Source organism: Stenotrophomonas sp. STEN022 (assembly GCF_056760155.1).
On record NZ_JBRREG010000013.1, the window covers coordinates 22,186 to 40,698 of the forward strand.

Annotated in this window: 18 protein-coding genes and 1 pseudogene; 4 read left to right on the forward strand and 15 right to left on the reverse strand. The window is 61.8% G+C overall.

The genetic code is table 11. The features are described 5' to 3' along the window. Positions 1–11: 11 nt before the first annotated feature. Positions 12–1,103 (reverse strand): PA0069 family radical SAM protein, encoded by a 1,092-nt coding sequence (locus ACVOMF_RS04660; RefSeq protein WP_481508225.1) that lies wholly within the window; start codon positions 1,101–1,103, stop codon positions 12–14. Positions 1,104–1,252: 149 nt separating this feature from the next. Then, entirely contained in the window at positions 1,253–1,591 is a 339-nt protein-coding gene (locus ACVOMF_RS04665) for a hypothetical protein (protein WP_350463322.1), read from the reverse strand. An 80-nt stretch (positions 1,592–1,671) separates the two neighbouring features. Here ACVOMF_RS04665 and ACVOMF_RS04670 point away from each other — a divergent pair, with 80 nt between their 5' ends. Continuing rightward, positions 1,672–1,896, forward strand: coding sequence for a helix-turn-helix domain-containing protein (locus tag ACVOMF_RS04670; RefSeq protein WP_481508226.1), 225 nt, complete (start codon positions 1,672–1,674; stop codon positions 1,894–1,896). 157 nt (positions 1,897–2,053) lie between these two features. On the opposite strand, the pseudogene ACVOMF_RS04675 reads toward ACVOMF_RS04670, so the two are convergent. The 5 genes and pseudogenes from ACVOMF_RS04675 to ACVOMF_RS04695 all read right to left on the reverse strand — a co-directional run. Further along, positions 2,054–2,290 (reverse strand): annotated as a pseudogene (locus ACVOMF_RS04675) (PA0069 family radical SAM protein); the annotation flags it as partial. Between the two features lie 64 nt (positions 2,291–2,354). Further along, a complete protein-coding gene (locus tag ACVOMF_RS04680) occupies positions 2,355–3,353 on the reverse strand; it encodes an HlyD family secretion protein (protein WP_481508227.1) in 999 nt (332 codons plus the stop codon). 14 nt (positions 3,354–3,367) lie between these two features. Beyond that, a complete protein-coding gene (locus ACVOMF_RS04685; RefSeq protein ID WP_481508228.1) occupies positions 3,368–3,577 on the reverse strand; it encodes a DUF1656 domain-containing protein in 210 nt (69 codons plus the stop codon). Further along, positions 3,567–5,735 carry an FUSC family protein gene (locus ACVOMF_RS04690; protein ID WP_481508229.1) on the reverse strand — a complete coding sequence of 723 codons (2,169 nt, stop codon included), beginning with the start codon at positions 5,733–5,735 and terminating at the stop codon, positions 3,567–3,569. Before ACVOMF_RS04690 ends, ACVOMF_RS04685 begins: the two co-directional genes overlap by 11 nt. Further along, complete coding sequence (locus ACVOMF_RS04695; protein WP_481508230.1) at positions 5,732–6,247, reverse strand: MarR family winged helix-turn-helix transcriptional regulator; 516 nt, start codon at positions 6,245–6,247, stop codon at positions 5,732–5,734. The genes ACVOMF_RS04690 and ACVOMF_RS04695 overlap by 4 nt, the downstream gene beginning before the upstream one ends. 257 nt (positions 6,248–6,504) lie before the next feature. On the opposite strand from ACVOMF_RS04695, the gene cls reads away from it, so the two are divergent. The 3 genes from cls to ACVOMF_RS04710 all read left to right on the forward strand — a co-directional run bounded on the left by cls (position 6,505) and on the right by ACVOMF_RS04710 (position 9,222). After that, positions 6,505–7,965, forward strand: a complete 1,461-nt coding sequence (gene cls / locus ACVOMF_RS04700; protein WP_481508231.1) for a cardiolipin synthase — start codon at positions 6,505–6,507, stop codon at positions 7,963–7,965. A 178-nt stretch (positions 7,966–8,143) separates the two neighbouring features. Continuing rightward, entirely contained in the window at positions 8,144–8,458 is a 315-nt protein-coding gene (locus ACVOMF_RS04705) for a hypothetical protein (protein ID WP_481508232.1), read from the forward strand. Next, a complete protein-coding gene (locus ACVOMF_RS04710; protein WP_481508233.1) occupies positions 8,455–9,222 on the forward strand; it encodes a pyridoxine 5'-phosphate synthase in 768 nt (255 codons plus the stop codon). The genes ACVOMF_RS04705 and ACVOMF_RS04710 overlap by 4 nt, the downstream gene beginning before the upstream one ends. A gap of 1,150 nt (positions 9,223–10,372) precedes the next feature. On the opposite strand, the gene ACVOMF_RS04715 is transcribed toward ACVOMF_RS04710, so the two are convergent. The 8 genes from ACVOMF_RS04715 to gyrB form a co-directional block, all read right to left on the reverse strand. Then, positions 10,373–10,783, reverse strand: a complete 411-nt coding sequence (locus ACVOMF_RS04715) for an ExbD/TolR family protein (protein WP_303748133.1) — start codon at positions 10,781–10,783, stop codon at positions 10,373–10,375. Positions 10,784–10,786: 3 nt separating this feature from the next. Next, positions 10,787–11,215: an ExbD/TolR family protein gene (locus tag ACVOMF_RS04720; RefSeq protein WP_057629873.1), complete on the reverse strand. Its 429-nt coding sequence runs from the start codon at positions 11,213–11,215 to the stop codon at positions 10,787–10,789. Between the two features lie 47 nt (positions 11,216–11,262). Next, positions 11,263–12,006 (reverse strand): TonB-system energizer ExbB, encoded by a 744-nt coding sequence (gene exbB, locus ACVOMF_RS04725; RefSeq protein ID WP_057629874.1) that lies wholly within the window; start codon positions 12,004–12,006, stop codon positions 11,263–11,265. An 86-nt stretch (positions 12,007–12,092) separates the two neighbouring features. After that, positions 12,093–12,764 (reverse strand): energy transducer TonB, encoded by a 672-nt coding sequence (locus ACVOMF_RS04730; protein ID WP_481508234.1) that lies wholly within the window; start codon positions 12,762–12,764, stop codon positions 12,093–12,095. 146 nt (positions 12,765–12,910) lie between these two features. Continuing rightward, complete coding sequence (locus ACVOMF_RS04735) at positions 12,911–14,095, reverse strand: tetratricopeptide repeat protein (protein ID WP_481508235.1); 1,185 nt, start codon at positions 14,093–14,095, stop codon at positions 12,911–12,913. 131 nt (positions 14,096–14,226) lie between these two features. Then, positions 14,227–15,033 (reverse strand): M48 family metallopeptidase, encoded by an 807-nt coding sequence (locus tag ACVOMF_RS04740; protein WP_481508249.1) that lies wholly within the window; start codon positions 15,031–15,033, stop codon positions 14,227–14,229. A gap of 71 nt (positions 15,034–15,104) precedes the next feature. After that, positions 15,105–15,938, reverse strand: a complete 834-nt coding sequence (locus ACVOMF_RS04745; RefSeq protein ID WP_481508236.1) for a CPBP family intramembrane glutamic endopeptidase — start codon at positions 15,936–15,938, stop codon at positions 15,105–15,107. 71 nt (positions 15,939–16,009) lie between these two features. Next, positions 16,010–18,469 carry a DNA topoisomerase (ATP-hydrolyzing) subunit B gene (gene gyrB / locus ACVOMF_RS04750; protein WP_481508237.1) on the reverse strand — a complete coding sequence of 820 codons (2,460 nt, stop codon included), beginning with the start codon at positions 18,467–18,469 and terminating at the stop codon, positions 16,010–16,012. Positions 18,470–18,513 lie beyond the last annotated feature (44 nt).

Sequence of the window (18,513 nt, forward strand, 5' to 3'; positions counted from 1 at the left end):
ATGTCTCAGATCTAGAAGAGCTGCCCCTGGGGAGACTTTTCCTGAGGGGGTTGGAAGAGATGGGTGGCCAGCGCCGGCAGCCTGGTGAATCCGAGCTCACGATGCTTCTTCTCAAACCGTTTGCGGATCAGGTCGGCCACCGGGCCCGTCCCGGACATCCTGGTGCCGAAGCTGGCGTCGTACTCCTTTCCACCATGCATCTGCCGCATCAGGCTAAGCACGTGCTGGGCTCGATCCGGGTAGTGCAGCTCGAGCCACTCTCTCCAGATGTCCTTGATCTCGTTGGGCAGCCTGAGAAGCACGTAGCCTGCAGCCCTCGCGCCGTGCTCGTAGGCGGCCTGAAGGATAGCTTCCAGATCCTGGTCGGTGATCATGGGGATGACGGGCGCGATAAGGACGCCTACCGGCACTCCTGCCTCCTGCAGCTGCTTCATTGCTCGCAGCCTGGCGTGGGGAGCGGCGGCTCGCGGCTCGAGTTTTGCCGATAGCTTCCTATCGAGCGTGGTGACTGAGAAGTAGACCGTTACCAGCCGATCTTTGGCCATCGAGGCCAGCAAGTCGATGTCCTTGGTGATCAAGGCGCTCTTGGTGACGAAGCTCACCGGATGCTTTGCCTCAGCAAGCACCTCTAGGCATTGGCGTGTAATTTGGTAGTTCCTTTCAATCGGCTGATAGCCGTCGGTGTTGATCCCCAACGCAATCGGGGCGCACTTATAGTTCGACTTGCTGATCTCTGCACTGAGTCGTTCAGGCGCGTTCGTCTTTGCAAAGAGGCGAGTCTCGAAGTCCAAGCCAGGTGAGAGGCTGAGATAGGAATGAGAAGGGCGTGCAAAGCAATAGACGCACCCATGCTCGCACCCGCGGTACGGATTGACCGATGCGCTGAAGCCGACGTCAGGTGACGAGTTGCGGCTGATGACCGTCCGCGCTCGCTCTTCCTGTACCTGAGTGCGCAATCGCGCCTCGTCTTCCATCCCCTGATAGACGGACTCCCACCCATCATCGACCCCCACGGTTGCTGTGGTATCGAAGCGGCTTGGGACGCGCGATGCGGCACCTCTGCCTTTGATGGGAACTTGTGCCTTTCGGGCATCCTGTTCCATAGCGCCAACCCGGGAAGGACAGGCGGTTAGTATTATTGCTAACCACAGCCACCGCAATACCCAGAGATTCAGTTAGCTGTAGGCCGTCCGGGCATCTATATAGAACGTTCTACCCAGGCTTATCCACAGCTATGATTTGCGGTAGACCTTCATTGGGAGCGTTCGCCGGCGAGTGCCTTCGCTTCGGCCAGGAAGGTTTGCATCAATGCACGCGATCGGCGTGTTGCTGCGGGCAGGGGAATGCCCAGCTGTGCGCATAGCGAAGTCGCGTACGCCATCTGTGCACCGGTGGGCGGCTTGATATCCCAATCGGTGAGTTGAGGGATGAGCTTTGACAGCTCTTCTGCTAGGCGGTACTCGAAGCTTCTGGCCTGCCCCTCCTCTTCCTGCATTCGACGCACTTGCCTGACGACTTGCTCCCTGCCCAGGGGAGAGAAGGGAAGTTCAAGAGTGAACTCCAGTTCCGGACATACGAGGTAAAAGTTCATGAGAGAGACGTCCAGTACTTATAAATAGACTACCTTTAGAGGCGTAGTCTTTAAAGTACTGGAACCACAAGCTTCTTCGTATGGTCGAGCATACGAATCAAGCAAAACTTGCAGATGTGATCCGTGCGCATCGCGTTGCTCTTGGGCTCAGTCAAGAAGCCTTTGCGGACCACATCGAGATGCATCGCGCCTACTACAGCAAGATCGAACGCGGCGAGAAGAACGTCACTCTCGCCACGTTGGAGCGCGTGGCCGATGGGTTGGGCACGTCGATGTCTGCCTTGTTACTCGCCGCAGGGCTCTAAGTCACTTTGCAATACACGAGCGTTGACTAACTCGTCCGGGAACGACGACTTGGCCGGCGCTTTGCACGCATTTCTGTCCAGCTGATGTGTTCACTATTTCCGCCTTAACTGATTGATCTATAGGCATTTGCTCATTGAACAATCAGGGGGTATTGATACCGTGCTCACAGCCGCGATACGGATTGACCGATTGGCTGAAGCCCACGTCCGGCGAGTTGTTACGGCTGATGATGCTGCGCGCGGTTTCCGGGCGCACGTCGGTACGCAGCCTCGCGGCGGCGAATTCCTCGCTCTCATCGACCGCCCAGCCGTCATCGACGGCTTCGCTGGTCTGGGTTTCGAAACGGCCGGGCAGATAGGTGCTGGCACCGCGGCCCTTGATCGGGGTAGGCATGCGCCTACCCTAACGCCGGCTTGTCGCAGGATGTGCGACAAGCCGTATTCACCTGACGCCTGCTTCAGCCAGCCTTGGGCTTGATCACCAAAGTAGCGCTCATGCCGGCGCTGAGCACAGCATCGGCCGGTACCGACTGCGGATCGATGCTGACCCGCACCGGCACGCGCTGCGCCAGCCGCACCCAGTTGAAGGTCGGTTCGACCTCGGCCAGCAGGTTGCTGCTGGTGGGGCCTGCCGCATCGGCGATGCCGGTGGCAATGCCTTCGACCTTGCCCTGCAGGTGCACGCCACCGGCCATCAGGCGGATATCCACAAGGTCGCCGCGATGGATATTGGGGAGCTTGGTTTCCTCGAAGTAGCCGTAGACCCACATGCCTTCGCTGGCGACCAGTGCCATCCGCGCCTGACCGGCGGCGGCGTAGTCGCCCACGCGTACGTCGAGGTTGGTGATGGTGCCGTCGGCGCTTGCGCGCACTTCGGTGCGTGCCAGTTCAAGCTGCGCCTGCTGCAACGTCACCCGCGCCTGTTGCAGGGCGGCACTGGCCTGTTGGCTGCTGGCGCTGGCGGCATGCGCGCTGGCCTGTGCCTGCTTCCAGCTGGCCTGAGCAGCCTGCGCCACGGCACGGGCATCGGCCTGCGATTCGCGTGAAACGATGCCGTCGAGCTGGGCGCGACGCTGTGCCTGTTCCTGGCGCATCCGGAACTCGGCCTGGCTGGCGCTGGCACCGGCGCTTGCCGCCGAGATCGAGGCACCGGCAGCGCGCGCAGCGGCTTCGGCCGCCTGCAGATCGGCTTCGGCCTTGGCGACCGCCAGTGCATAGCGGTCGCGGTCGATGACGAACAGCAGCTGGCCTTGCTTGACCAGCTGGTTGTCGTGCACAGCGACTTCGGTGACCAGGCCGGATACATCCGGCGCTATGCGCACCACCTCCGCGCGCAGCCGCGCGTCGCGCGTCCACGGCGTAAGCATGTATTGGTGCCAGACCACGTAGGCAAGCACTGCAGCCAGCAGTACCACCACCATGGTGACACCGCCTCGTATCAGGCTGGCGGTTTTCATCGGTACATCCTCGATCAGGAAAAATGCGGCAGGAACAACAACAGGGCCATGCAGTAAATGCTGGCAAACAAGGCAACGCGCACCAGCGAGGGGTGCAGCGCGCGGCGGTACAGGCCAACCCGGCCCAGGCCGTAATCCAGCAGGCCGAACACCGGCAGCAACAGCACCACCAGCACCAGTGCGCCGGGGAAATAGATGTCGCCGATGGATACTTCAAACGGCATGGCGGGCCTCCTTCAGGCGTTGCTGGCGGCGCGAGCGCTGCACATAGGCGGCCAGCACCGAGGCGCTGTCGTCCAGGCTCATCCGCAGCAGGTACAGGTGATCGCGCACTGCGCGCAGTGCCTGCGGTTGTGGGCCGGCCAGTTCATCCAGTGCGGCATGCACGCTGGCCTTGGCATCACGCAGGGTGCGCGCTTGTGGTTGGCGGTAGAGCTGGCCGAGTTGTGCCAACGCCTGTTCGATCCGCACACGCAGCGTGGGGGGCAAAGCCTGCTCGGCCAGGTCGTGGCGCAGGTCGATCGCGCAGTGGCCGGCTTCGTGCACCAGCAAGGCCCACTCGAACAACTGCCGTGACGGCCGGCTGCCCGGCGTGGTGCGGCTGGCCACCTGCTGGAACAGCTCGCGGCTGACGCTTTCGAACTTCGGCAGCAGGCCGGGCAAGGGCGCGCTTACCGCCAACTGCACCTGCGCACGCAGACGTTCCAGCAGGCGTCGCTGGCGTTGTTTGCTGCCAGGCAGGCCCGGCACCAGCATGAACACACCGGTGGCGATGAAGGCGCCAACTGCCAGCGTCAGCGAATTGTCCAGATAGGTCTGTGCGCTGGGATGGAAATGCGGGCCCATGTTCCACGAGACCAGGATGCCGACGTTCAAGGCCATGCCGGTCACCGCGAAGCGCGGCCGGGTCGAGATGTACAGCGAGGCGATCATCGTCGGCAGGGTCAACAGCACCAGCATCGGGAAGTTCGATGCCAGCGCCATCGCGATGAAGCCAGGCACCGCGAAGAACGGGGCGATCACATGGCCGATGGTGGCGCGCCGCACCACCCACAACGGGTCTGGTGCAGCCGAAGACATCGCCACCAGCGCCGCCATGCCGAACACCGCCAGGCCGCCCTGGTTCCAGCTGCTGCTCAACCACAGCAGCGACAAGGCCAGCATCACCACGAAGCAACGCACGCCAGCCAGGGCAATCGCATACCAGTCGTTGGCGCGGGTGAAGCGCACTTTGCTCAAGCGCGGCGCGCGTACGCGCAGGCGGCCGTTGCCGGTTTCCATCCGTGCCTTGGCGCCCAGATAGGCCTGCAGCTCTTCGGCGAAGCGACGCACCAGCAAGGTGCTGGCATCGAAGCCAGGTTGCAGGTCCATCGGCAATGCGCGCCTTTCGCGGGCAAACACGCCGTCGAGTTGTCCACACCAATGCTGCAGTGCCTTGGCCAGGGCAGGGACGTCATCGCGGAGCGCGCTGTCGTCCAGCAGCTGCGACAACGGCTTCAGGCTTGCCCGTATTGCCGCGAGCAACGCCTCGTCCTTGCTGCGGCGCAGACGGTCGATGTGGTGGTGCAGCGCCTGGAAGCGCGACGTGGCCGCCATGAAGTGCTGGTTGATCAGCTTCAGCTGGCCGTTGTTGCTGCGCAGGATCGGGTCGTCGAACCAGGCCATGGCACGCAGGTCTTCGAAGTTGATCGCGCCTTGCACCACCCGGCTCTGGGTGCGCTCGATCACTTCAAAGCCGTGCAGGCGGCCGCCGATCGCATCGGCGACGAAGCCAAGGAAGTCGCTGAGGTTGCCGTCATCGGCCGCGCGCAGGCCGGCACGCAGGCGGTTGGGCCACAGCACGTCGAACACCACACTGCTTACCGCCATGCCGAGCAGCACCTCGCCGGTGCGCTCCAGCGCGCTGTTGAGGATGTTCTGCGGGTGGTTGAGCACCGGGAACACGATCATCGCCACGGTGTAGCCGGACAGCACGAAGCCATAGGAAGCCATGCCGCGGCTCCACACCGAGCCGCCGGCACAGAAGCCGGCCCACAGGGCCATCACCGTCACCAGGGCAACCGGGCTTTGCGGGAACAGCGACACCATCAGCACCGCCATCGCACAGCCCACCACGGTACCAACGCCGCGATAGAAGGCCTTGGCCAGCACCATGCCGGTATTGCGGTTCATCACCACCAGCACGGTGATCATCGCTGTGCCAGGCGAACTCATGCCCAGCCGCATCGCGATCCAGCCGGACAGGTACAAGGCCACCAGCACCTTGCCGATGTAGGCCCACACCGCGCGTTCGCCGCTCATGGCCTGGGCGAAGGCATGCAGCCAGGTGTTGCCGTGGGAGCTCGGCGCGCCCGGCGTGTACTCAGCCGGTCGGGTGCTCATGGTTGTTGTTCCAGGCCCATCAGGATGCGGGTCAGCACGGTTTCGGTGTGGCGCAGTTCGGCCGGCTCGACGCCGCTGAAGAAGCGCTGCAGCTGCTGGATCACCGCCGGCATTACCTGCTCGATCAGCTGCTCGCCAGCCGGGCTCAAACGCACCACCAGCTTGCGCCGGTCCTCGTCGCTGGGCTCACGGCTGACCAGGCCCTTGGCCAGCAGCTGGTCGATCAGGCGGGTGACGTTGGAAGACTTCTCGCTGGCGGCCTCGCTGATCTCCGACGGGCTCAGGCCGTGCTCGGAGCCGTCGAGCATCATCAGTACGTTGTATTCCGGATGGGAGATGCCGTACTCGCGCATCAGCTGGTTGCCGTGGTCGCAGAACAACTTGTGCACCAGCTTGATCAACCGCGCCAGCATGGCCTGGTCGCGCGGGAAACCGGGGTGGCGGGCACTGCTGATCGCCAGCTTCTGGTCGATGCTGGCGTAGCCGCCGGCGGCGGGAGTGGGTTTGTCCATCCTGGTATATTACATTTATGTATTAAATGATGCAATGCACAAATGACCCACCTCTGTGGGAGCGGCGTCAGCCGCGAAGCTGACATTCCCGCCGCGCAAAGTGCGTTCCCCCTCCATGGCCGCCGAGCGCTTTCGGCGCCGGATCCCGCAGCGGCTTCGCGGCTGACGCCGTTCCCGCAACAATGAGGCGCGGGGTGCCGCCGCCCGGAAGGTGCGCAGCGGCCCCTGCCGTCATCAGCCATGGCTAGAATCGGCGGATGCGCGAAGCCCTCCTAGCCCTGTGGACAAGTCTGTCCAGCATTCCCCACGCCGCCCAGATCCTGGCCGTCGCCTACCTTAGTTATCTGCTGGTACTGGCCTGCTACATCGTGCTGCAGAAGCGCGAACCGGTGGCGACGCTGAGCTGGATCCTGTCGCTGGCGGCGCTGCCGTATATCGGCCTGTTCGTGTTCTACCTGTTTGGGCCACAGAAGATCGTGCGCCAGCGCCTGCGCCGTGGTCGTTCGCGCGAGGGCATGAGCACCTATGACGCAGTGTGTCCGCCCGACGCCAGCTGCACCGAACTGGCGCGGGTAGGGCAGGCCACCACAGGGCTGTCACCCAGTACCGCCACCGATGTCGACTGGCTGCTGGATGGTGCGGCGACCTATGCCGCCATCATCGACGCCATCGGCAAAGCCCGCCGCCACGTCAATCTGGAGTACTACATCTTCGAGCCGGACCACGCCGGCACCGCCATGCGTGACGCGCTGGTGGAACGCGCACGCGCCGGCATCAAGGTGCGCTTGCTGCTGGATGCGGTGGGTTCGTCAAAAGTCGGCCGGAAATTCCTGCGACCACTGCTCGATGCCGGCACCGAGGTTGCCTGGTTCCATCCACGCCAGCTGCTCAAGCCACTGAAGCGGCCATGGCTGAACATGCGCACCCACCGCAAGCTGGTGGTGGTGGATGGCGAGGTCGCCTTCACCGGCGGCATCAACGTCACTGACGAGGAGGACGACAGCCGCAACCCGAATGCCTATCGCGACCTGCATATGCGCATCCGCGGGCAGGTTGTCCACAGCCTGCAGCTGGTATTCCTCGAAGACTGGATCTACGCCACCGAGCAGGGCCCGGAGCTGTTCGAGCGCGGCGACCTGTTCCCGGCCGATGTGCCCAGCCGCGCGCAGGGCAGCATCGATGCGCAGGTGCTGGTGTCCGGCCCGGATTCGGCCTGGGAGCCCATCCATCGCCTGCATGTGGCGGCCATCCAGGAGGCCAAGCGCCGTGTCTGGCTGGTGACGCCGTACTTCGTCCCCGGCGAAGCGGCGCGCATGGCGCTGACCTCGGCTGCACTCGGTGGCCTGGACGTGCGCCTGATGGTTCCGAAACAAAGCGATTCCAGGTTCGTCACCCTGGCTGCGCGCTCCTATTTCGATGAATTGCTGGAAGCCGGCGTGCGCATCTTCGAGTACGGCCCGCGCATGCTGCACAGCAAGGCCTTCATCGCCGATGACGACACCTGCATCGTCGGCACCGCCAACTTTGATCACCGCAGCTTCCGGCTCAATTTCGAGCTGTCGATGATGTACACCGACCTCAAGCTCACCGGCGAACTGGAAGCCATCCTGCGGGCCGAACTCGACAGTGCCGAGGAAGTGCAGTTGATCCGTGATCGCTCGCTGTGGCGCAAGCGCCTGCCGGAAGCCTTCGCGCGCTTGGCGTCGCCGTTGCTATAGGACCGGGACCGCCGGCAAGGTTCTGCAATGGCTGGATTCGGGTCGAAATCCCCTGAACGAAGTCCGCTTGTTTCGCTGAACCTACCGGCTGTCCGGTACAGCGGGCAAACCCCTGCCCATGCATGGAACCGGCGCTGCCAGCGCCGTTACACTGCACGCCTCTGGTAGGGAGATCGTCATGTACTGGCTGTTTCTATTGCTCGCGCTTGGCGCGTTCCTGTTTGCCTTTTCCACCACCCACAGCTGGCTGCTGGTGCTTGCCCTGCTGGCTGCATTGGTGTTTCTGCTGCTTTGGGCAAAGGGCCTGTACGTGGCCCGCTTTGGCAGCGTGAGCTCGGTGCCGCGCCCCCTGCATGCCGCTGAACTACAGGCGCTGCGCGCGCAACTGCAACCCAAGGCCGATCCCGCTGCTGCAGCACCGGTTGCCCCGATTGCGCAGCCGCCCGCAAATCCCACGACCGCTGCCGACGACCGCGAGCTGCCACAGTCATGACCGTACTCAGCGTCAACGTCAACAAGATTGCGGTGCTGCGTAATTCGCGCGGCGGTAATGATCCCGATGTGGTGCGGGCGGCGATGACCTGCCTGCGCGCAGGCGCCCATGGCATCACCGTGCATCCGCGTCCCGACCAGCGCCACATCCGCGCTACCGACGTGTTGATGCTGTCTGCACTCACCCAGCAGCACGGGGTGGAATTCAATATCGAAGGCAATCCATTCGCACCGGCGCGCGAGGGCTATCCGGGCCTGCTAGAGCTTTGCGAACAGACCCGCCCGGCCCAGGCGACGCTTGTACCCGATAGCGACGGCCAGCTTACCTCCGATCACGGATTCGACTTCCGCCGTGATGGCGAGCGCCTTCGGCCGTTGATTGCCACACTGAAATCCTATGGTTGCCGGGTCAGTCTGTTTGTCGACGGCGGCAATCCGGACATTGCCCAAGCCGCTGTACTTGGTGCCGACCGCGTCGAGTTATACACAGGCCCTTACGCCGAAGCATATGCCGCAGGCGATCCCTGGCAATCACTGGCGGTATTCGCCGATGCGGCTCGCCGCGCGCAGGCTGCAGGCCTTGGCGTCAACGCCGGTCATGACCTGTCGCAGTCCAATCTGGCGGCGTTCCTGGCCCACGTCCCCAACGTGTTGGAGGTCTCCATCGGCCACGCCTTGATCAGCGAGGCCCTGTATACCGGGCTGGAAGCAAGCGTGGCAGGCTATCTGGCAGCCATTGCCGAAGCTGAGAACCTGGGCAGCTGAGCCAGCGACGGTTTGATTGAGAAAGCAGCGACAGCTGACCGCCGCGCGCTGGCTGTTGGCTGGATCGCTGCGCTGCACGAAAGCACCTCCCCCATATCGGGGCCCCGCTTGCAGTGCCAGGTGAAATTACATCCACACACTTATCCACATACGTTTCCACAGCGATTCGTAGGGCTTTCCCTGAACCACTCAGCGTTGTGGATAAGCCGAAAAGCGGGGTCTGGAAGCACTCCATGGCCCGATCCGCGCTGACTCACGGCGCATGCGGCTGATGGTTTATCCACAGGCTGCTGATCGACTGGAAGGCTCTGCACTTGGTTTGTTGTAGCCGCTGGTCTCGGCGGGAGCGTTCCTATAGTGATTGCTGGCTGGACAAGCCACCCGTGATCACAGCTGATTCCAGAATGCATCCATTGCGCTCGGATAAGTCATCAGTACTCATCTTTTATGGGATTTTGTGAGGGCTCTCCGTCACTAAAGCGACAAATGACCGAAGATTCGCATTCTCCAAACGGCGCTTTTACCCAGCCCGCTGTGCATCGCTCTGCAGATTCAGAGGATGAGTCTCAGCGATGGCTGCACCTGCGCAACTTGCCGCAGCCAGGTCATTGATCGCCAGCACTGCGACTGTGGCAATACTTATCCACAGAGCGCTATCAGAGGGGCAGGGCGGTGAAGTCGATGGGCAACGATGCCTCTCCGATCAAAGATATACACAGTCCAGACAGGCGTTCGCTTTGCCCATGGAAGCAATGTCGATCGGCTTCCACGTGGATCATCGCAGAGTAATCCACAGGCCCGATTCGTGGCTTCTTCAAGTTCTGCGGTACAGCGGCTCCCTATCCACAGGCGACTGTGGATAAATCGCTGCGATGGCGGGCTCATCTATAAATTCTGCTCCTCGCAGCACCCAGCCTTGGGGAGTGGAATCACAATCTCCTCAAACATGGACAAAGGTGGCTAAAGGCGCTGCTGGACCTGTTCCCGTTGGACCTCACCCTGACAGGGCACGAGCGTACGACGGGCAGCGAAGCGATGGTTCGCGAGCTGCCTCTCACTCCGTAGACGGAGTGGGCTTGAAGAGCAAAAAAAACGCCCCCACAAGGAGGGCGTTTTCCAGTCGCGTCATGACTTGGTATTGCAGTATTGCTTACTGCACGAAGCCAATCTTCTTCATCTGAGCGTTCTTCGCCTGGGCCAGGATCTTGGCCATGACGTCGTACTCCGAATCCGGGCTTGCTTCGATGCGAAGTTCCGGCTGGTTGGTCGGATCCTTCTGTACTTCTTCTTCCATCTTCTGCTGCAGGTCACCCACGTTGACTGGACTGTTGTTCCAGAAAACCTGGTTGCTTGAATCGACGCGAAGGTCGATCGGCGGCGGCGGCTCGCGCAGCTGCGGCGGCGGATTGATGACCCGCTGCGGCAGATCCACGGCGATCGGGTACGTCATGATCGGCGCGGTAACGATGAAGATGATCAGCAGCACCAGCATCACGTCCACGAGGGGCGTAACGTTGATGTCGGCCATTGGGCCCCTGTTTCCACCACTACTGAATGCCATGTCTTATTGCCCCTGCTTGTCTTTGGTGGCAACGAAACCGACATCCAGCATGCCCTGACCCTGCGCGATCTTGGTGACCTCGTTGATCACCTTCATCTTGGTGGTCTTGTCACCACGCAGATTCAACGGCGGCTGCGGCGTCTGCTGTGCAGCGGTCGCGAAACGTGACTCCAAGGTCTCCTTGGAGACCTCTTCGTCGTTCCAGTAGAGCTTGCCGTCTTCCTTGACCGCCACCGTAATCGGATTCTTGCGATCTGGCGCAGTATCCGGATTCTGGATCAGGTTGGCTTCCGGCAACTCCACCTTGACCTTGTGGGACATCAGGGGAGCCGTGATGATGAAGATGATCAGCAGCACCAACATCACGTCCACCAGGGGAGTGACGTTGATGTCGGCCATTGGGCCGCTGCTGTTACCACTACTGAAAGCCATAACGGGCTCCGTCTATATCGTTGCGAAGACTTACTAAAGCTGCCGGATTAGCGAACGCGCGAACCGGTGGCGAAGAAGTCGTGCAGATCGTGAGCGAAGGTGTCGAACTTGCTGACAGTCGCGCTGTTGATCTTGCTGAAGAAGTTGAAGGCGAACACGGCCGGGATAGCCACGAACAGACCGATAGCGGTCATGATCAGTGCTTCACCCACCGGGCCGGCAACGGCGTCGATCGAGGCCGAACCGGTTGCACCGATCTTGATCAGCGCGCCGTAGATGCCCCACACGGTACCCAGCAGACCCACGAACGGAGCGGTTGCACCGACGGTGGCCAGCAGGATCATGCCGCCCTGCAGCTTGTTGGATTCGCGGGTCACGGCCTGACGCAGGGCGCGGTCAACGAATTCCGAACGGCTCAGGGTTTCCGAAGCACCAGCCTGCTGGTGGTGGGCAGCAGCCTGGGCTGCGTCCAGAGCGATCTTGGAGAACGGCTCCGAAGCCGGCTGCTCTTCCATGGCGCGGATGGCGTCCTGTGCGTTCGGGGCATCCCAGAACTGCGACGGCACGCGATCAGCAGCCGACTTCAGGCGAGCGGTGCGGAAGATGTTGATGACGGTCCAGTACCAGGACATGGCCGACATGATCACCAGGGTCAACAGAACAACCCAGGAAACGGCGAAGTCGCCCGGCTTGGTGGTCATTTCGTGGATCAGATGCTCGAAGCCCATCTGCGAGAGAGCGTTGTTTGCGTTGCCCCCGGCAGCAGCGGCGATGAAAATTTCCTGCAGCATGACGCTTACCTTTGTTGTGTGTGGTGTTAAAGGGTGTAGCTAAAGTTGATCTGACCTGGTGGCGGCTATCAAAGCCGCCCCATGGATCAGCTCAGCGCAAAGTTGACCGGGACGCGGACGCGACCAGCTGCCTTCGATCCACCGCTCTGGGCGGGGTTGAACTTCCACTTACGCGCCGCTTCCATTGCAGCTCGGTCGAGGTCGCGGTTGCGGCTGGACTTCTCGACAGACACATTGGTGACGTTGCCGCTGGCATCGACATCAATGATCAGGATGACCTCGCCCTGGATACCGGCACGGAATGCAGCCGGCGGGTAACGCGGCGGGTTCATGGCCTTGGACGAGATGTCGACGCTGGCCTGGATATCAACCGGCGGAGACGGCGGCGTCGGCGGAGACGGCGGCGTGACTACGTCGTTCGGACGCGGTTCCGGCACATCGATCACCGGGGCTTCCGGCGGCGGCGGCAGCGGCGATTGCTTCGGCGGCGCCAGGTTCTTGACCGGCGGCGGCGGGGTGTCCTGCGGCGGCGGCGGCGGCGGCGGCGGCGGTGGCGGCGGCGGAGCGTCGACCAACGTCACCATGACGTTGCGTTCCTTCTCCGCAGCTGCCTTGGGGGCAACGGCAGGAATCAGGAGCATCATCAGGGCTGCGAGATGCAGTGCGATTACAAATGCGATACCCGCGATACGCGGCCAGCTCAGGCCCGTTTCTTTCTGGGTGTCATACCTGTGGTGGAAGACCAGTTGTTCCGTCATGCGCCAAGAACTCTTTAGTGGGGTCGGGGCGGTGGTGTGAAGCCACCCCTGATTCAGCGGTGCATGACACCGCAGGAACCTCCAAGCTTATACCAATCCTGACCGGCTGCGCATCAAAAATGCAGCTGTTCAGGCGTTATTCCTGCTTACTTCAGGTTGATGATTTTATTTGCATCGGCAGGGTTTTTGATGCCCTTTGCCAATGCGTCACGCGCGGCCTGCTTTGCTTCGGGGATACGGCCTTCCGCATGCAAAACACGGGCCAGATTCAGGTACGTCTCACCGTCCTTGGACAGCGGGGCCGCGTTCCTCCAGGCTTCGATCGCCTGCGGCACCTGCTCGGTGTAGTAGTACGACTGCGCCAGCGCCAGATAGGTCTGGTAGTCCGGCTTGAGGATGCCCTTGGAGATACCCTCGTTGATCACCGCAATGACGTCCCGTTCCTTGTTGTCGGTGTTGGCGTAGATCGAATACAACTGCTTGTATTCGCGCTCTTCGGTGAGCTGTCCGGCGGCGCGCAGCTTGTCCATCACTGCGGCAGCCTTGTCCATCTGGTCGGCCTGCATGTACATGCTGGCCAGGTTGAGCTGGGCCTTCTTGTCGGCCGGGTTCTTGGCCGCCAACGCTTCGGCTTCCTTCACCGCTTCACCGGTCTGGCCGGCTTCTGCGTAGGACGCCATCAGCAACTGGTTCCAGGTGTCCTTCGGCTCGGGCGAGGCGGCGATGGCCGCCTTCAGCACCGGGATAGCCTCGGCGTACTTTTCGCTCTGGTACAGCGCCTGACCCTTGATGATCAGTTCTTCCGGCTTGTTCGACTTCGACTCGGCGAAGTACTTGTCCAGGTTGGCCAGGCCTTCCGCGAGCTGATCATCCTGCAGCTGCAGCTGGGCCAGCATCAACATCGCCTGGAAGTGGCCGTTGTTGTCCAGCTGGTTCAGCGCGATGGCCTGCTGCAGGTAATGCTTGGCAGCGGCGTTGTCATCGAGGTTATAAGCACCCTGCGAGGCCAGCTGGTTGGCGACGGCCTTGTCGTAATCGTTGGCGTCTGGCGAGGCGAGGATTTCGTCGGCCAGGGTGCGGGTTTCCGCGTATTCCTGCTTGTTATAGGCCGCGAACAGCTTGTTGAGCTTGCTGCCCATCTTCGAGGAGGCCTTGCCCTTGGGGTCCACGCGGGTAGCTTCCGGGTACAGCACTTCAGCCTTGGCACTTTCCTTGTTGCCACGACGCTCGGACGAGCGCGACTGTGCCGCAGCGTCAGCGACGACAACACCGCCCAATGCAGTGGCGATGAGGATGGAGAGCACGGCGTGCTTTTGGCTGCGGAAGATCATGTTTCACCTCGAAGGGGCCGCCGTGGCGGTAGAAATTCAAACTTTCGGAACGGGACCGAGCACGCAAACGTATCAGAAATTATTTGACGGAGAAATCACTTCTGATGGTGTACTGCAGCATTTTCCTACAATCAACCACAGCGCGGGACTACACCAGAACGCCTAGCCTGCTGAAATACAGGCTCCAACGCAGGTATGTCACGTTGCAACTCACGGATACGGTTGGCCGGGTCTGGATGGGTGGAAAGCCATTGCGGAGAGCGATTTCCGCTGGCTGCCATCATGTTCTGCCAAAGATTCACAGCTTGTGAGGGGTCAAACCCGGCCTGTGCCATCAGACGTTGCCCCACCACATCAGCCTCACTTTCCTGAGTGCGCGAACCGGGCAACAAAATCAGGCCTTGAGCGCCCATTCCGCCGAACTGATTGACCGCGCTGGCAGCGGTATCGCCATAGGCTGCGCCAGCCAGCGCGCCCAGAATTCCCAACCCCACCTGCGTGCCCTGCTGCCGGGTCAGCCGCTCCTCGTGATGGCGTGAGATCACGTGGCCGATTTCATGGCCGATCACCGCCGCCAGCTGGTCCTGGTTCTTTGCCACCGTGAAGATGCCGGTATTTACGCCAACCTTGCCGCCGGGCAGGGCGAAGGCATTGGGTTCCTTGTCGACGAATACCGCAGTTTCCCACCGTACGCCATGGTATTGCTGCGGCAGCTGTGCCACCAGGGCGTTGACCACGCATTGCACGTAGGCATTCTGTTTGGCGTCGCGGTTGAGGGTTTGTTTGGCCTTGGTTTCAGCAAAGGCCTGGGCGCCAAGTTGATCCAACTGCTGCTGCGAAATCCCACCAATGACCTGACGCCGCCCGGTGGGCGAGGTAGTAGTTGCGCATGCGCTTAGCAGCAGCGCGACAACAACAGCTAGTCCGACAACTTTCATCCGTGGTCCCCCTCGTTCACCTCTGCAGTGTGCGAGTGTCTTGCTTAATTTTTCGTCAACCGTTGGCAGCTTTATTGCGCGCCGAACAGCACCATGGCGGCCAAAGCAACCGCATTGTTCATAGCATGCGCAATTACCGCCGCCCATAACGTTCCTGTCTTGCGATAAACCCATGCAAAAGCGGCGCCCATGCCGCCGTAAATCAACCACAGCTGCAACATCGCCGGGAAGCTGTTGGGACTGGTTCCAGGAATTTCATGCACCAAGGCAAACGCCATGCTGCTGAGAACGATGCCCAGCAAAGGGCGATTGGCGGCCCACAGGCGCCCGAACAACACGCGACGGAACAGCAACTCTTCGTAGGCCGGCGCCAGTACTACCGCGAACACGATCAGAAACAATGGGTATTGCGCCCACGCCTGCTGCATCAGCAACAGGTTGGTTGGCACCGGCTCCACGCCCATCTGCTTGGCGATCCAGCCTATCCCGCTGCTACCCAGAAAAACACCGGTAGCGACAACTGCGATCCAACCCCAGGTCGATGCACGCCGTATGGCCTGATGCGATTGCGCACGCTCGGCCGGACTGGCGCGACGGCGCAGGAAGTACAGCAGCAGCGCCGCGCCACCGGTGGACACCAGTGCAATCAGCATCTGCGGCAAGGCACCGGGCGCGCCCAATGTGCTTGCCAACTCTGCTGCTGCCGGGGCGGCGCCATCGCGCGCAGCCTGCATGCCAACCTCGACGCCGCGCCATAACGCCCAAACCAAGCCGCCCAGCACACTCAGGAACAGCAGCGTGGCAATGCCGATCAGCAGATCCAGGGCAAAGCCGAGCACTGGCGAACCAGGTTTGGAGAGGGCAGGGGAAGACGAGGAGAGCGGTACGTCGGGAAGAGTGGACATCGCGGACCTGGGCCGTGGCTCAATGGAAAGTGGGCGCCGTTGCCGGCGCCCACACTGGCGGTTGCGCTGGATCAGATATCCAGATTGGTTACCTTCAGCGCATTGCTCTCGATGAAGTCACGGCGCGGCTCCACCACGTCGCCCATCAAGGTGCTGAAGATCTGATCGGCTTCCACCGCGTCTTCGATGCGGACCTGCAACAAACGGCGGGTGTCCGGATTGACCGTGGTATCCCACAACTGTTCCGGGTTCATTTCACCCAGGCCCTTGAAGCGCTGGATCATGCGGCCGCGCTTGGCCTCTTCCATCAACCAGGCCTGTGCCTGCGCGAAACCGGTGATCTCCGAGGACTTGTTGCCGCGGTTGATGGTGGCGCCTTCGCGCACCAGGCCATGCAACAGCTGCGAAGCCTGGTGCAGTTGGCGCAGTTCGCCGGATTCAAATGCAGCTAGCGGCAGCACCTGGGTGTGTTCCTCCCCCATGTGACGGCGGGTAACCAGCAACGCAGCCGGGCGCTGCTCGTTCGGTTCCTGCAGCACCAGGGTGAAACGCGGCGTGCCCAGGCTGCCCTGGTTCAGACGCTTTGCCAGTGCATCCAGACCTTCGCCTTCGGGGGCGGTGCGCAGGTGCTCCAGGTCCATCGGGGTGAAATCGACCAACGCTTCCAGCAGGCTGCGGTCGTAGCGATGCGCGTTGCGGTTGATGGTTTCCTGCGCGGCTGCGTAGGTCATCAACAGCTTTTCCAGCGCGACGCCTTCAATCGGCGGCTCGCCGACAGCGGGAATCAGCGCTGCGTTCTCCACAGCGTTGTTGGCCAGGTAGGCATCCAGCGCCGGGTCGTCCTTCAGGTACAACTCGGTCTTGCCCTGCTTGATCTTGTACAGCGGCGGCAGGCCGATATACACAAAACCACGCTCGATCAGCTCCGGCATCTGCCGGTAGAAGAACGTCAACAGCAGCGTACGGATGTGCGCGCCGTCGACGTCGGCGTCGGTCATGATGATGATCTTGTGGTAACGCAGCTTGTCCGGGTTGTACTCGTCACGGCCAATGCCGGTGCCCAGTGCGGTGATCAGCGTACCGACCTGATCCGAGGCCAACATGCGGTCGAAGCGGGCACGTTCCACGTTGAGGATCTTGCCACGCAGCGGCAGTACCGCCTGGTTCTTGCGATTACGGCCCTGCTTGGCCGAGCCACCTGCCGAGTCACCCTCGACGATGAACAGTTCGGACAGCGCAGGATCCTTTTCCTGGCAATCGGCCAGCTTGCCCGGCAGGCCAGCAATATCCAGTGCGCCCTTGCGGCGGGTCAGATCGCGTGCCTTGCGCGCGGCTTCACGGGCACGCGCTGCGTCGACGATCTTGCCGGCAATGGCCTTGGCTTCGTTCGGGTTTTCCTGCAGGAACTCTTCGAGCTTGGCGCCGAAGGTGCTTTCCACCGCCGGCTTGACGTCGGAGCTGACCAGCTTTTCCTTGGTCTGGCTGGAGAAGCTCGGGTCCGGCACCTTCACTGACAACACCGCGATCATGCCTTCGCGCATGTCATCGCCGGTGAAGCTGATCTTGGCCTGCTTGGCGATGCCACTCTGCTCGATGTAGTTGTTGAGCGTGCGGGTCAGCGCGGCACGGAAACCGGCAAGGTGGGTACCGCCGTCCTTCTGCGGGATGTTGTTGGTGAAGCAATACATCGTTTCCTGATAGGAATCGGTCCACTGCAGCGCAACTTCGACGACGATGCCATTGGCTTCGCCGGTTACGGCGATCACATTCGGGTGCAGCGGGGTCTTCACCTGCGCCAGATGTTCCACGAAGCTCTTGATGCCGCCTTCGTAGTGGTAATCGTCGCGACGGCCTTCGCCGCGCTCGTCCACAAGGGTGATGTTGACGCCGGAATTCAGGAACGACAGTTCGCGCAGGCGGCGGGCCAGAATCTCGTAGTGGAATTCGACGTTACCGTGGAATGCCGTCACCGACGGCCAGAAGCGCAGCATGGTGCCGCGGCGATCACTGGTTTCAAGCTGCTTGAGCGGGGTGACCGCGGCGCCGTCGGCGTATTCCTGCTGGTAGTGGAAGCCCCCCTGGAAGATATCCAGCAACAGCTTCTGCGACAGCGCATTGACCACGCTGACGCCAACGCCGTGCAAACCACCGGAAACCTTGTAGCTGTTGTCGTCGAACTTGCCGCCTGCGTGCAGGACGGTCATCACCACTTCGGCAGCGGAGACTTCGCGATCGAGCTTCTGGCTCATCTGCGCATGCTTGCCGACCGGGATACCGCGGCCGTTATCGGCCACCGACACCGAGCCATCGGCATGGATGGTTACCAGCACATTGTCGGCGTGACCAGCGAGGGCTTCGTCGATGGAGTTGTCGACAACCTCGAACACCATGTGGTGCAGGCCAGTGCCGTCATGGACGTCGCCGATGTACATACCGGGACGCTTGCGAACAGCCTCCAAGCCTTCCAATGCGGTGATGCTGTTGGCGTCGTAATTGCCGTTGTTGACCGGGGTGTTCTGTTCTTCGCTCATTGCGCTTGCCGTAGGCTCCGCAGGTCATGCGCCGTTCCGTGGAG